General features: G+C 61.5%; 12 protein-coding genes. 9 read left to right on the top strand and 3 right to left on the bottom strand.

What is annotated here, in order from left to right; translation table 11 throughout:
• Positions 1-48 precede the first annotated feature (48 nt).
• Positions 49-1,047 (top strand): magnesium chelatase ATPase subunit I, encoded by a 999-nt coding sequence (locus tag AC3WWR_RS25195; RefSeq protein ID WP_020795437.1) that lies wholly within the window; start codon positions 49-51, stop codon positions 1,045-1,047.
• Positions 972-1,712, top strand: coding sequence for a VWA domain-containing protein (locus tag AC3WWR_RS25200; RefSeq protein ID WP_492599163.1), 741 nt, complete (start codon positions 972-974; stop codon positions 1,710-1,712). Before AC3WWR_RS25195 ends, AC3WWR_RS25200 begins: the two co-directional genes overlap by 76 nt.
• A gap of 138 nt (positions 1,713-1,850) precedes the next feature.
• Here AC3WWR_RS25200 and AC3WWR_RS25205 read toward each other — a convergent pair whose 3' ends face one another.
• Positions 1,851-3,395: an MFS transporter gene (locus AC3WWR_RS25205; RefSeq protein ID WP_033043415.1), complete on the bottom strand. Its 1,545-nt coding sequence runs from the start codon at positions 3,393-3,395 to the stop codon at positions 1,851-1,853.
• A gap of 103 nt (positions 3,396-3,498) precedes the next feature.
• Here AC3WWR_RS25205 and AC3WWR_RS25210 point away from each other — a divergent pair, with 103 nt between their 5' ends.
• The 6 genes from AC3WWR_RS25210 to AC3WWR_RS25235 all read left to right on the top strand — a co-directional run bounded on the left by AC3WWR_RS25210 (position 3,499) and on the right by AC3WWR_RS25235 (position 10,061).
• On the top strand, positions 3,499-4,365 hold the full coding sequence (locus AC3WWR_RS25210; protein ID WP_083349218.1) for a LysR family transcriptional regulator: 867 nt from the start codon (positions 3,499-3,501) through the stop codon (positions 4,363-4,365).
• A 322-nt stretch (positions 4,366-4,687) separates the two neighbouring features.
• On the top strand, positions 4,688-6,247 hold the full coding sequence (locus AC3WWR_RS25215) for a TerC family protein (protein WP_020795433.1): 1,560 nt from the start codon (positions 4,688-4,690) through the stop codon (positions 6,245-6,247).
• A 264-nt stretch (positions 6,248-6,511) separates the two neighbouring features.
• Positions 6,512-6,901 (top strand): RidA family protein, encoded by a 390-nt coding sequence (locus tag AC3WWR_RS25220; RefSeq protein WP_020795432.1) that lies wholly within the window; start codon positions 6,512-6,514, stop codon positions 6,899-6,901.
• A gap of 72 nt (positions 6,902-6,973) precedes the next feature.
• Positions 6,974-7,738, top strand: a complete 765-nt coding sequence (locus AC3WWR_RS25225) for an IclR family transcriptional regulator (protein WP_020795431.1) — start codon at positions 6,974-6,976, stop codon at positions 7,736-7,738.
• Between the two features lie 39 nt (positions 7,739-7,777).
• Positions 7,778-8,995, top strand: coding sequence for an amino acid deaminase (locus AC3WWR_RS25230; protein ID WP_033043413.1), 1,218 nt, complete (start codon positions 7,778-7,780; stop codon positions 8,993-8,995).
• A 133-nt stretch (positions 8,996-9,128) separates the two neighbouring features.
• Complete coding sequence (locus AC3WWR_RS25235) at positions 9,129-10,061, top strand: sugar kinase (RefSeq protein ID WP_492599164.1); 933 nt, start codon at positions 9,129-9,131, stop codon at positions 10,059-10,061.
• 104 nt (positions 10,062-10,165) lie between these two features.
• Here AC3WWR_RS25235 and AC3WWR_RS25240 read toward each other — a convergent pair whose 3' ends face one another.
• Positions 10,166-10,441: a peptidylprolyl isomerase gene (locus tag AC3WWR_RS25240; RefSeq protein ID WP_007933743.1), complete on the bottom strand. Its 276-nt coding sequence runs from the start codon at positions 10,439-10,441 to the stop codon at positions 10,166-10,168.
• A gap of 55 nt (positions 10,442-10,496) precedes the next feature.
• The gene (locus tag AC3WWR_RS25245) at positions 10,497-13,034 is read right to left on the bottom strand and encodes a PAS domain-containing hybrid sensor histidine kinase/response regulator (protein ID WP_020795428.1); all 2,538 of its coding nucleotides are present in this window, start codon (positions 13,032-13,034) and stop codon (positions 10,497-10,499) included.
• 120 nt (positions 13,035-13,154) lie between these two features.
• Between AC3WWR_RS25245 and AC3WWR_RS25250 the strand changes: the two genes are divergently transcribed.
• Positions 13,155-14,264, top strand: a complete 1,110-nt coding sequence (locus AC3WWR_RS25250; RefSeq protein WP_033044866.1) for a PilT/PilU family type 4a pilus ATPase — start codon at positions 13,155-13,157, stop codon at positions 14,262-14,264.
• The last annotated feature ends 66 nt before the right edge of the window (positions 14,265-14,330 follow it).

Below are 14,330 nucleotides of genomic sequence, written 5' to 3' on the forward strand. Positions count from 1 at the left end.
CCGGCATCGTCGGCAGCGTCAGATGTGGAGAAGAGACAGGTACTGATAATGACCGACACCCCCCATTTCCCGCTTTCCGCCGTGGTCGGCGCCGACGATTTGAAACTCGCGCTGTATCTGACCGCCATCGACCCGAAAATCGGTGGTGTGCTGATCGAAGGCCCGCGTGGCATGGCCAAGTCGACCCTGGCCCGTGGTCTTGCGGACCTGCTGGCCAGCGGTCAATTCGTCACCTTGCCCCTGGGGGCAACTGAAGAGCGCCTGGTCGGCACCCTCGACCTCGACGCGGCCCTGAGTGAAGGTCGGGCGCAATTTTCCCCCGGCGTGCTGGCCAAGGCTGACGGCGGCGTGCTCTATGTCGATGAAGTGAATCTGCTGCCGGATCACCTCGTCGATCTGCTGCTCGATGTGGCGGCCAGCGGCACTAATCTGGTTGAACGTGATGGTATTTCCCATCGGCATTCGGCGAAGTTCGTGCTAATCGGCACCATGAACCCGGAAGAGGGCGAGTTGCGCCCGCAACTGCTCGATCGTTTTGGCTTGAACGTCGCCCTCAGTGGCCACACCGCACCGACCGAACGCGGACAAATCATTCGTCGACGCCTCGATTTCGACAGTGATCCACAACAGTTCTGCGCCGAATGGGAGAGCCAGCAGCAGTCGTTGCGTGAGCGTTGCCAAACAGCGCGCAGTGCATTGGCGAACATTCCCCTTGACGACGAAGCGTTGGCGCAGATCACCGAGCGTTGCTTTGCCGCCGGTGTCGATGGCTTGCGCGCCGACCTGGTCTGGTTGCGCGCGGCGCGTGCCCATGCTGCCTGGCGCGGTGCAACAGCCATTGGCGAAGAGGATATCGACGCGGTCGCCGAATTTGCCTTGCGCCATCGTCGTCGCGAGCACACGCCATCGGCACCACAATCCAACAATTCCCCATCCAGCCAACAGCCCAACCCGAGCGAAGGCCAGGGCCAATGGGGCGAGATGCCCGCTCAAGTGTTGCCGGTCGGCGCGCGGCGAGAGGTGCCGAGCTGGCCAAAAAAGCCCTAGGCATTCGCCCTCGATCGGACGTGGGGGCGAATGCCAGACCTCGTGCAGGACGCCTCGATCACGGTAAACAGGGTAAACGTCACGCGTCCCATGGCGGCTCGATCAATTGGCCAGGCACGTTACTCAACGGAAGGCCACGCCAGCGCCAGGATGTCTTGTTCCAGCAGCGCACGCGCGCGGCGCATGAGCTGTGGCTGGTGATTGTCGACGCGTCGGCTTCGACCCGCCGCCACCAGGCATTGAGTGATGCCAAGGGCCTGCTGGCGCAATTGTTCGACGATGCCTACCGCCAGCGCGCGCGCCTGGCATTACTGACGGCCAGCGGTGCAGCGCCGAAGTGGCAGGTGCAGGGACTGAAGGCATCCAGCGGTTTGCGCCATTGGCTCGACGGACTTGGTGCGGGCGGCGGTACGCCGTTGCTGGCGGCGCTGGGTGATGCGGCACTGTGGCTTGCCGCGCGGCAAAAGCGCTTGCCGGCCGAACAGCAGCGCTTGCTGGTGATAACCGATGGCCGTTTGAAAGAGTGGCCGTCGTTGCCCGCACTCGAGTGTCCGGGGCTGGTGATCGACATCGAACGCGGGCCGATTCGCCTTGGGCGCAGCAAGGTGTTGGCGGCGCAGTTGCAAACCGGGTATCGGCATATCGACGAGCTTGTTCTGGGGTAAGTGCTGTGTCGCCCTTATGGGCCTCATCGCGGGCAAGCCCGCTCCCAAAGGTGAATCTGTGCCTCACCGGGATCATGTGGGAGCGAGCCTGCTCGCGAAGGCGGTTGTACATTCAAAGATGAAATCGCCAGGTACACGTTATTCAAGCGTCAGGGCGGTACGGGGCGCTGGAATCGGATTGCGCATCAGTGTCCCGACCACCAGTGCGCCCAGCAACCCCGCCAGGCCCGCGACCCAAAGCAACAAACTGAACCCACCCACGAACGCCTGTCGCGCCAGCGGCTCGACCAGCGGCCGCGCAACTTCCGGCAACAGACTCAGGGCCGCCGGCATGTCACCGGCCACCACCCGCGAGGCGACACCCTGGCTGTGTTCGAGCCATTGCCCGCCCTGTGCCGCCAGATGGTCGTGCAGCAGCCGTTCGCTGTGTCCCGACAGCAATGCGCCATACACACCGATCGCCAGCATCACCGCGCTGAAGCGCATGGTCGTACTCATGCCCGAGGCCATGCCGGTACGCTCCCGAGGCACACAGGCCATGATGTTTTTTTGCGTATCGCCGTTGAGCAGCCCGGCGCCGGCACCCGTGACTGCAATCGCCAGGGCGAAGGGCAGGTATCCGCCGCTGTTGACCGCCCAGGCGCTGAGCAAATTACCGCTGCCCACCAGGGTGAGTCCGATGGCCATCATGTTCGCCGGCGTCACGCGTCCCGCCAGGCGTGCACCGATGCGCGGGAAAATCAGCATGGTCACGGCAAACGGCAGCATGCCCAACCCTGCGCTGATGGCGGTAAAACCCAGACCGTTCTGCAAGTAGAACGGCAGCATCGTCATCATCACTTGGGCGCACGCGGCGTAGGAAAACATGCCGAGCAACGCGCCGATGAAACGCGGATGACGGAACAGTTGCAGGTCGATCATCGGCCGCTGTTGCACACGCTCGATCACCACGAACAAGCCAAGCAACAGGGCGCCACCCACCAGACGGGCGTAAGTGACGGGGTTGTTCCAGCCGATGCGGTTGGCTTCGATCAGGCCCCAGATCAGGCACAGCAAACTGGCGCTGAAGGCGAGACTGCCCCAGGGATCGAGACGCGCGGCCTGGGCGTCGCGAGACTCCGGCACCGCGCGCCAGACCATGAGCATCAGGAACAGGCCGATCGGCAGGTTGAGGTAGAAAATCCAGCGCCAACCCACGTACTCGGTGATCAACCCGCCCAGGGTCGGCGCCGCCGTCATGGCCACGCCCATGCAACCGCCCCAGAACGCCCAGGCCTTGGCGCGTTCGGCTTCATCGTGGAAGGTATGGCCGATGGAGGCGAGTGCCGAGGTCAACAGCAGCGCCGCGCCGACGCCCTTGATCGCGCGCGCGATGTCGAGAAACAGCGCGTTCGGTGCGGCGCCGCAGCCGATCGAGGCCAGAATGAAGATGCCCAGCCCCCACATCAGGGTTTTTTGCCGGCCAAAACGGTCCGCCAGGCTGCCCGCGGGCAACAGCAACGCGGCGAAGGCCAGCATGTAGGCACTGACTACCCACTCAATGTCAGCGAAATTCGCCCCCAGATCCCGAGCGATGCTGGGCAAGGTAACGGCGACGATGTTGGTGTCCAGCACGATCAACGAGCACACCGCCGACGCTGTTAGCAAGGTCAGGCGCGGGCTCACCTGGGGTTTGACGGACATGGCAGGGGTTCTCTACTGTGAGGTTCCGTGCAGCTTATCGCCAGCTGGCGACGCTTTTGTTAGGCGCGCCGCGTCACTTCATTACCTTTGAGCTAATGCACCGATGGATATTCGCCACTTTCGCTACTTCCTGGCTGTCGCCCGGCATCGCAACTTCACCCGCGCCGCCGAGCAGTTGGGCATCGCGCCGCCCACCTTGACCCGGCAAATCCAGGACATGGAAGCGGAGCTGGGCGCACGCCTGTTTCTGCGCCAGGTGCGGGACGTCAGCCTGACCGAGGCCGGGGCGGCGCTGGTGATCGAAGCTGAGGCCACAGTGCGCCAGTTCGAATCGGCGCAGCGCAACGCACAGCGTGCCGGGCGTGGTGATATCGGTCACATCGAACTGGGTTATGTCGCGTCGGCGGTGTATTCGGGGTTGCTGCAAAAGCAGGTGCAGGGTTTTGCAAGCCAGTACCCGGATGTCAGCCTCAATGTGCGGGAAAGTCCAATGGCGAGCCTGCCGAACATGATCCTTGAGGGACGGTTCGATCTGGGCTACATCCGTTGCCCGTTGACGTTGCCCGAGGGTGTCGAGAGTGTGCGCCTGAGTGATGAAGGCTTTGTTTTGGCACTGTCTGTGGACTCATGGCTGAATCGCTTGCCGGTCATCAACTCGGCGCATTTGCACAACGAAAACTTCATTCTTCCCGAGCAAGTCGTCGGTACGTTGCAAGTTGCCGCCCAGGGCGCGTTCGTGCCGAAACTGGGGGCGCAACCGGGTGGGTTGGTGGCAGTGATCGCCTTGGTTTCCCTGGGTCAGGGCGTGGCGGTGGTACCAGAGTCGGTGGTCGGCCATGTCAGTTTACCGAATGTGGTCTATCGCCAGATCAACGACTGCAACGCGTCGTCGTGGCTGGCGTTGATTCATCGCCGGTTCGAGAAATCCCCGGCGGTTGTGCGGTACATCGAACGTGTGAAAAACCGTTGAAAGCATCACGAGCCAGCTTGTTCCTACAGTCAGCGGCGGCAATTCACAGACCTGCTACAGATCTTGAAATAATTTCGGGCTGTAGGAATTGCCCATGTCGACTGTACGATTCGAGTCCTTTTTCCTTTTCAGGACTTGCATGAACGCCCTTACGGAGCCCCCCAGTTATCCTTTCCCCTCGCGCCAACGCGCGGTCTTGCTGCACGCGAAACATCCGGTCTTCTGGCACCCCGATCTCCCTGTCATTGCATTTACCCGGCCTCTGCGCCGCGCCTTGCCGTGCCTGGCATTCTGAATTCACTGAATAGATCGAGACATTTACATGGAATGGTTAGCTGACCCCACCGCGTGGCTGGGCTTGTTGACGTTGATTGTGCTGGAGCTGGTACTGGGTATCGACAACCTGGTGTTCATTGCGATTTTGGCGGACAAATTGCCGCCGGAACAGCGCGATCGCGCGCGTATCATCGGCCTGTCCCTGGCGTTGTTGATGCGCCTGGGCCTGCTGGCGAGTATTTCCTGGTTGGTGACCCTGACCCAGCCGCTGTTCGAGGTGTTCGACAAAAGCTTCTCGGGTCGAGACCTGATCATGCTGTTTGGTGGTGTGTTCCTGTTGTTCAAGGCGACCATGGAGCTGCACGAACGGCTCGAAGGCCATGTCGGCGAGCGCACTTCCAATACGGCTTACGCGTTGTTCTGGCCCATCGTGGCGCAGATCGTGGTGCTTGACGCGGTGTTCTCCCTTGACGCAGTGATTACCGCGGTGGGCATGGTCGATGAATTGTCGGTGATGATGATCGCCGTGATCATTTCCATCGGCCTGATGATCGTCGCCAGCAAGCCGTTGACTCGCTTCGTCAACGCGCACCCTACGGTGATCATGCTGTGCCTGGGCTTTTTGATGATGATCGGTTTTGCCTTGACCGCCGAAGGCCTGGGCTTCCACATTCCCAAGGGCTATCTGTACGCGGCCATCGGCTTCTCGATCCTGATCGAGGTGTTCAACCAGATCGCCCGGTCGCGACGCAAACGCTCGATGCAGGGCCTGCGACCGATGCGTGAACGCACTGCGCACGCGGTAATGCGCATGCTCGGCGGGCGCAAATTGGCGGTGGAAGAAGTCGGTGAAGAAATCGCCGACATGCTCGACGACGGCGAAGGGCAGAGCGAAGAACTGTTCGACCGTCGTGAGCGGGTGATGATCAGCGGGGTATTGCAACTGGCCGAGCGGCCTATCCGCGGCTTGATGACCGTGCGTGCCGACGTCGATTACATCGACCTGTCCGACGACCCGCAGACCATTCGCACGCGTTTGATGCATTCGTCCTACTCGCGCCTGCCGCTGATTCGCGACGGCGCGGTGGATGAACCGCTGGGCTTCGTGCACAAGAAGGAACTGTTGAAGGATTTCCTGGCCGGCAACCAGCCTGATCTTGCCCACCTGGCGCGCCAGGCCGTCAACCTGCTGGACAGCTACTCGATCCTCAATGCCCTGGAGCAAATGCGCAAGGCCTCGACCCACATCGCGTTTGTGGTCAACGAATTCGGTGACTTCGTCGGCGTGCTGACCATGACCGACATCCTCGAGTCGATTGCCGGTGAGCTGCCCGACGCCAGCGAAATCGAAGGCCCGGACGTGATCGAGGAGAAGGACGGATTCGTGGTCAGTGGCGCGTTGAACCTGGCGCGTGTGCGTCAACGCACCGGATTCGCGGCACAACCGACCGAAGACTATCAAACCCTGGCCGGTCTGGTGGTGAGCCTGCTGGATCGACTGCCGATGATCGGTGACAGCCACGACTGGGACGGCTGGCGATTGACCGTCATGTCGGTAGAAGAGCGGCGGGTAACGCGGGTGTTCCTGGCGCGCACGTGTAATTGATTTTACCGCCAGCCTGAGGGCGCCTCGCGAGCAGGGAATCGCATCCCGACAGGGAGCGGACCTGCTCGCGAAGCGGCGTGCAGGGATTTTCTGATTTAGAACACTTTTCAATCTCCCCCTACTATTTCCTTCACGACCTGTGGCACACTTTCTGCCGCTTATTCCGCTATTGCAAACCGTATTCCGGTATAGCGGAATTAATTGGCCTTCGAGGTCTCGCAGAAGATCTCTGATCCTTCGGTTTTCAGTTCAGGAGAAACACCCATGAGCATTACTCGTTACGGCACCGGCAGCACCGCGGCGGGTGGCCAGCCGCGTCCTTTTGCCCGCGCCGTTGAAGCCGATGGCTGGCTGCACGTCTCCGGGCAGGTGCCGGCGGTGGAGGGCGAGATCATTGTTGGCGGCATCGTCGAGCAGACGCACCAGACCATGAAGAACCTGGTCGCGATTCTCCAAGAGGCAGGTTATGGCCTGGAAGATGTGGTGCGTGTCGGCGTATGGCTGGAAGATCCGCGGGATTTCACCAGTTTCAACAAGGTCTTCTCCGAGTACTTCAAGCCTGAACACGCACCGGCCCGGGCCTGTGTGCAGGCGAACATGATGGTCGACTGCAAGGTCGAGATCGACTGCATCGCGTACAAGAAAAAGGCCTGAACTTGACACTGATCGTTCCCAGAGTGGGAACGATCAAAACCCCCCCGGCGAATTTGATTGGGAACCACTGACATGAGCGAAGACACCATCAAGCGCCGGGCACGCGGTCTGGACCGGGCGTTCGATATCCTCGATTTCCTCAAGGAGATCGGCCAGCCCCTGCGCCCGAACGACATCGCCAACGGCATCGGCAGTCCGAAATCCACGGTCTATGAGCTGGTGGCCTCGTTGCTGGAACGGCGCATCCTGGAACCGGTGGGCAAGGACGGTCACGTCTATCTCGGCCGCCAGCTGTACTTCCTTGGCCAAGCGCACCTGCGCCATTTTGACCTGACCCGCGAAGCCGATCGTGCCCTGCAGGACATCGTCAGCCAGACTCACGAAACGGCGCAGATGTGCTTGCTCAACGGGCGCAAATACACCGTGGCGTTGATGAAGGAGGGCCAGCGGCATTTTCGCATTTCCTCGGACATCGGCGAAAACGCGCCCATTCCCTGGACAGCGTCCGGACGCCTGTTGCTGGCGCACCTCAGTGACGAGGAAATCGTCGACTTGATCGACCACGACGACTTCATCCTGCCCAACGGCGAACGTTTGCCGCTGGAACAGTTTCTCAAGGAAATCCGCCAAGCTGGCATCGACGGCTTTTTCTCCTTCGACAGCGTGGCCGACACCTTTACCCATTGCTTCGCCGCCCCGGTCAAAGGCCCCGATGGCGTGGCCATTGCCACCCTGTGCATCGTCGCTCCGCGGGCCGATGCCAAGACCCATTACAGCGATTACCGCCGGGTGCTGATCGATAGCGCCAACAACCTGGCCCGTCGCATCAACGATTAACAGCGGCTGCCCGCGGCCGCGACTGTGAGGAGTTCGACCATGTCTTCTGCCAAGAATATTGCCGCCGTGGAAAAGGGCTTTGCCCACACTGGCGCCCACCTGGTGCGTGACGTCAGCCTGCCCGCGCTGGTGCTGCATCGCGATGCGCTTGAACACAACATCCGTTGGATGCAGGCCTTTGTCAGCGACAGCGGCGCCGAGCTTGCGCCCCACGGCAAGACCAGCATGACCCCGGCGCTGTTCCGCCGGCAACTGGACGCCGGTGCCTGGGGCATTACCCTGGCGAGCGCCACGCAAACCCGCGCGGCCTATGCCCACGGCGTGCGCCGGGTGTTGATGGCCAACCAGTTGGTCGGCACCCCGAACATGGCGTTGATAGCCGATCTTCTGGCTGATCCGGGCTTCGACTTCTATTGCATGGTCGATCACCCGGACAACGTCGCCGACCTCGGCGCCTATTTCGCTTCACGGGGTGTGCGCCTGAACGTGATGATCGAGTACGGCGTGGTCGGCGGTCGTTGCGGTTGCCGCAGCGAACAGCAAGTGCTGGACCTGGCCAAGGCCATCGCCGCACAACCGGCCTTGGCGCTGACCGGGATCGAAGGGTACGAAGGGGTGATCCACGGCGATCACGCGGTGAGTGGCATCCGTGCGTTCGCCGGCTCCCTGGTGCGTCTGGCCGTGCAGTTGCAGGACAGCGGTGCCTTCGCGATTGCCAAGCCGATCGTCACCGCTTCAGGTTCGGCCTGGTATGACTTGATCGCCGAAGAGTTCGAGGCGCAGAACGCTGGCGGGCGTTTCCTCAGCGTCTTGCGCCCCGGCAGCTATGTGGCGCACGACCATGGTATCTACAAGGAAGCGCAATGCTGCGTGCTCGACCGTCGCAGTGATCTGCATGAGGGCTTGCGTGCGGCGCTGGAGGTCTGGGCACATGTGCAGTCGTTGCCGGAGCCAGGCTTTGCAGTGATTGCCCTGGGCAAGCGTGACGTGGCTTATGACGCTGGCCTGCCGGTGCCGTTGCTGCGCTACCGGGCCGGTGTCATTCCGGCCAAGGGCGATGATGTGAGCGCTTGCAAGGTGACCGCCGTGATGGACCAGCACGCCTTCATGACCGTGCCGCCGGGGGTTGATTTGCGGGTGGGCGACATCATTTCGTTCGGCACTTCGCACCCGTGCCTGACGTTCGACAAGTGGCGCGTGGGTTGCCTGGTGGATGAGCAATTGAACGTTATCGAGACCATGGAAACCTGTTTCTAACCGGTTTGAGACCGCGGCGTGGCCTTCGCGAGCAGGCTCGCTCCCACAAGGGGAATGCATTCCAATGTGGGAGCGAGCCTGCTCGCGAAGGGGCCCTGACAGACAGCATCGCAATACCGGAGACCCCACACCCATGAACACCTTCAACACCCTGGGCCCCCACACCCCGCGCATCGCCCTGATCGGCGAATGCATGATCGAATTGCAACACCGCGCCGATGGCAGCCTGCAACAAAGCTTCGGCGGCGATACCTTGAACACGGCGGTCTACCTGTCCCGCGAACTGGGCACGGCGGGTTCGGTGGATTACGTCACGGCCCTGGGCGATGACAGTTTCAGCGATGCCATGTGCCAGAGCTGGGCTGCCGAAAACATTGGCCTGAGCAAGGTCCAGCGCTTGCCCGGTCGCTTACCGGGGCTGTATTGCATCCAGACTGACGCCGCCGGCGAGCGACGTTTTCTCTATTGGCGCAATGAAGCAGCGGTGCGCGATTGCTTCACCACCCCGGCCGCCGCGCCGATCCTGGCTGCGCTGCCGGATTACGACGTGTTGTACTTTAGCGGCATCACCCTCGCGGTATTGGGCGAGGGGCGGGAAAAATTGCTGGAAGTCTTGATCGAGGCCCGCCAGCGCAATGCGCGGATCGTCTTCGACAACAACTACCGACCGCGTTTGTGGGCCTCGGTGGAGGAAGCGCGAGTGGCGTACCGCAAGGTGTTGCCCTATGTCGACCTGGCTCTGCTGACCGTCGATGACGAACAGGCGCTGTTCCATTTCGCCGATTGCCAGGCGGTGTTTGCAGCATACGAGCAGATCGGCACGCCTGAAGTGGTGCTCAAGCGCGGCGCCGAAGCCTGCCTGATTCGTTGTGGCGGCGAGTCATTCGAAGTGCCGGCGCAGAAAGTCGAGCGGGTGGTGGATACCACGGCGGCCGGGGATTCGTTCAGTGCGGCGTACCTGGCTGCGCGCCTCAAGGGCGCGAGCCCGGCCCTGGCGGCTGAGGCGGGGCATCGGTTGGCGGGTCGGGTGATTCAGGCGCCAGGGGCACTCATCCCCTTGGTTTGAACAAGAACTCTGTGTAGGCGCTGCCGCAGGCTGCGATCTTTTGATTTTGCTTTTAAAAACAAGATCAAAAGATCGCAGCCTGCGGCAGCTCCTACAGGTGGAGATCAATCCCGGTAAAACACCTGCACCAGGTGATACCCGAACTTGCTCTTGATCGGCCCATGCACCACCCGCAGCGGTTTCTTGAAGATCACCGCATCGATTGCACCGACCATCTGGCCCGGACGCACTTCACCCAGGTCGCCGCCGCGTTTGCCGGACGGGCAGGTGGAGTACTTCTTGGCCAGCACATCGAAGGCTTCGCCCTTGGCGATACGTTGCTTGAGTTGCTCGGCTTCTTCCGAGGTTTTCACCAGGATATGGCGGGCTTGAGCTTTCATGGGGCAGATACCTTGTTGCGGTCGTGACAGCCAGGGGGCGCGATTATGCCCCAACTCACTGCGGTTGACCGATCATCGTGCGAATCTTGTTGGCCAGCAGATCGATGGAAAACGGCTTGGCCACCATGTCCATGCCTTCTTCGAGAAAGCCCTGGCGTTCGGCGGCGTTTTGCGCGTAACCGGTCATGAACAGCACTTTCAGTTGCGGGCGATGCTGGCGCGCGATTTCCGCCAGTTGTCGCCCATTCATCCCGGGCAGCCCGACGTCGGTGACCAGCAGGTCGACGCGCAAGTCGGATTCGAGCAAGGGCAGGGCGGTCTTCGCGTCTTCGGCTTCATAGGCGTGATAACCCAACTCCTTGAGCAGATCGGTCACCAGCATGCGCACCGCCGGATCGTCTTCCACCAGCACCACCGTTTCGCCGGCAATCGCCGACGGTGCTTCGCTGATCACGGGCGACAGCACATCCTGTGGCTCGTTGCCTCGTAGTCGCGGCAAGTACAGGCGCACGCTGGTGCCCTGGCCCGGCAGGCTGGACAGGGTCACATGGCCGCCGGACTGCTGGGCGAAGCCGTAGATCATCGACAACCCCAGCCCGGTGCCCTGGCCGATGGGCTTGGTAGTGAAGAACGGGTCGAAGGCCTTGGCCAATACCTTGGGGGTCATGCCGGTGCCGTTGTCAGTGACGGCGATCATCAGGTAATCCCCGGCCTTGACCGGTTCCAGTGTGGTGATATCGCTGCCGTCGAGATAGACGTTGGCGGTTTCGATGCACAACTGGCCACCCTCGGGCATGGCGTCGCGGGCGTTGATCACCAGGTTGAGCAGGGCGTTTTCCAGTTGACTGACGTCGGTGCTGACCGGCCAGGCACCTTCGGTCAGCAGCAGCTTGAGTTCGATGTGGTCGCCTTTGGTGCGGCTGAGCAAGTCTTCCAGGGAGTGGATCAGGTCGTTGGCGTTCAGCGTCTTGCGATCCAGCGACTGACGCCTGGAGAACGCCAGCAGTCGATGGGTGAGGGCGGCGGCGCGGTTGGCCGAGGAAACCGCGGCCTCGGAGAAACGGTTGATTTCGGCGGCGCGGCCGTCGGCAATGTAGCGCTGCATCAAGTCCAGGCTGCCGATGATGCCAGTGAGCATGTTGTTGAAGTCATGGGCAATGCCGCCGGTGAGCTGGCCGAGCGCTTCCATCTTCTGCGCATGCCGCAGGGCTTCTTCGGCGCGCTCGCGTTCGAACATCTCGCTGAGCAGTTTTTCATTGGCCTCGGCCAATTGCCGGGTGCGCGCGCTCACCCGTTCCTCGAGGGTTTCGTTGAGGTTGCGCAGGGCTTCTTCGGTCTGTTTACGCTCGGTTTCGTCGATGACGAAGATATAGAAACCATTCACCGCGCCATCCGGGCCGTGACGCGGCAGGTAATTCATGAGTGCCTGGCGGATGCTACCGTCGCGGTGCGCCGTGCCGATGCTGAAGCAACACGCCTTGCCGCTCAGGGCCTGGGCAATGTGCTCGGCGCGCAACGCGTAGGCCTCATCGCCCAGCACTTCGCGAATGGTTCGGCCATAGAGTTCCTGGGGCGTCAAGCCATACCAGTCCAGGTAGGCGGCGTTGTTCAGGCGAAAGCGTTCCTCGCGGTCGACGTAGCTGATCAGGATCGGCATGGCATTGATGATCAACTGCAGCTCGGTCTGACTCTGGCGCAAGGCGTGCTCGGTGTTTTTGCGATCGGTCAGGTCAAGGGCGGCGCCGAGGAAACGGATCGGCCGTCCATGGTGATCCTTGTAGCAGCGTCCGCGGGCAAACACCCAGCGCAACTGGCCATCGGGTTGCAGCAGGCGGTACTCCTCGGCGTACTCGGTGCCGTGAGTGATGCAGTGCTTGATGCTGCGGGCGATCAGGGTGCGGTCTTCGGGGTGGACGCCATGCAGGTATTCGCTGATCGGCAACTGGCCAGACAGGGCCGGTTCGACGCCGTGCAATTGGGCGAAGTGGGCGTCGGCGATGAAGCGGTCCTCACTGATGTCCCAGTCCCAAGTGCCAACCGCGTCGGTGGCGGCGAGGGCCAGTTGCAGGCGTTCTTCGGTGTCTTGCTGGGCCTTGAGGCTCGCGGCGGAGCGTTGCTCCAGTTCGAGGGCGATGCGCCGGCGCTCGTTGGTTTCGATGGCGGTGACCAGGATTCCGGCAACCTGGGCATTTTCGTCGCGGATGGGGCTGTAGGTCAGGTCAAGCCAGAAGTCGGAATCTGTACCGTCGCGCTGCAGGGTGAAGCGCTGTTCGCTGTAGGTTCGCACCTGGCCTTGTAGGACCGCGCTGTAAATTGGGTCAGTAAAGTCCTTTAATTCGGGCCAGATCAGGTGGGTTGGCTGTCCGAAAGCGTGCGGATGCTTGCTGCCGGCCAGCAGCGCGAAGCCGTCGTTGTAGATCTGCGTCAGTTGCGGCCCCCAGAGCAACAGCATCGGCATTGGCGAATGAATCACGATGTCCACGGCGGTTCGCAGGCTCTGTGGCCAGGTGCCAGCAGCGCCCAGGGGGCTGTTCGCCCAGTCGAGTCTGGCAATCAAGGCTTGGGCATCGCTGCCGGTGGGTGATGCGTTCATCAAGATGTCCTGCACAAAAGTCGGTGTGGCGGCGTCAACTATCCTTGCAGGGCAGTAGACGCTGGATGACCTGCTTCAGGTCATTTTTTAACATTGAATGCTTCGTAGGTGCTTTTTGCCATGGAAATCGACGCGTTGTTAAGACGCTTGGCCAGCCAGGATGGCTCCGATCTTTACCTGTCCACGGGGGCGCCTGCGAGTGCGCGGTTCAACGGTGTGCTCACCGCCCTGGCCCACCAACCGATCAAGCCGGGAGCAATCGCGACGATTGCGGCGTCCATCATGGACGCCGAACAGCGCCTTGAGTTCGATCGGGAACTGGAAATGAACCTGGCGATCTCCCTGGCGGGGATTGGACGCTTTCGAGTGAACATTTTCAAACAGCGTAACGATGTGTCAATGGTCGTGCGCAACGTCAAGCTCGACATTCCACGCTTTGAAGACCTCAAGCTGCCGCAGGTGTTGCTTGAAACGGTGATGCTCAAGCAAGGGCTGATGCTATTCGTCGGCGCCACTGACTCGGGCAAGTCCACGTCGCTGGCAGCGTTGATCGACTACCGCAATCGCCACGCCAGCGGTCACATCGTCAGCATCGAAGACCCGATCGAGTACATCCACCGGCACCAGCGATCGATCATCAGCCAGCGCGAGGTCGGTGTCGACACCCGCAGTTTTCATGCCGCGTTGAAAAACACCCTGCGCCAGGCGCCGGACGTGGTGCTGATCGGCGAGATCCGTGACCGCGAAACCATGGAGCATGCCCTGGCGTTTGCCGATTCCGGGCATCTGGTGATCTCCACATTGCATGCCCATAACGCCAGTCAGGCGCTTGACCGCATTATCAATTTTTTTCCCGAAGAGCGTCGGGGGCAACTGCTCAACGACCTGGGTAACAACCTCAAGGCGTTTGTGTCGCAGCGCCTGGTACGTAGCGTTGATGGCCAGCGGCGTGCTGCGGTAGAGGTGATGCTGGGCACGCCAACCATTGGCGATCTGATCCGGCGTAACCAGTTTTCCGAACTGAAAGGGGTGATGGAGAAGTCGGCGGAGATGGGGATGCAGACGTTTGACGGGGCGTTGTTCGAGTTGGTCGCAGAAGGTGTGGTCGACGAGGATGAAGCGTTGAAGCATGCAGATTCGGTGAACAATTTACGCTTGCGACTGAAGTTGCATGCCAACACAACGCCAGGTTCTGCGCCATCGTCAGGCGACTGGGACTTGATGGATTGACCCATACCCCTGTAGGAGCGAGCATGCTCGCGATGGTCGTTAACGATAACGCTGGAAGCCTGATAC

The sequence above is a fragment of the Pseudomonas sp. EB271-G4-1 genome (assembly GCF_058791355.1).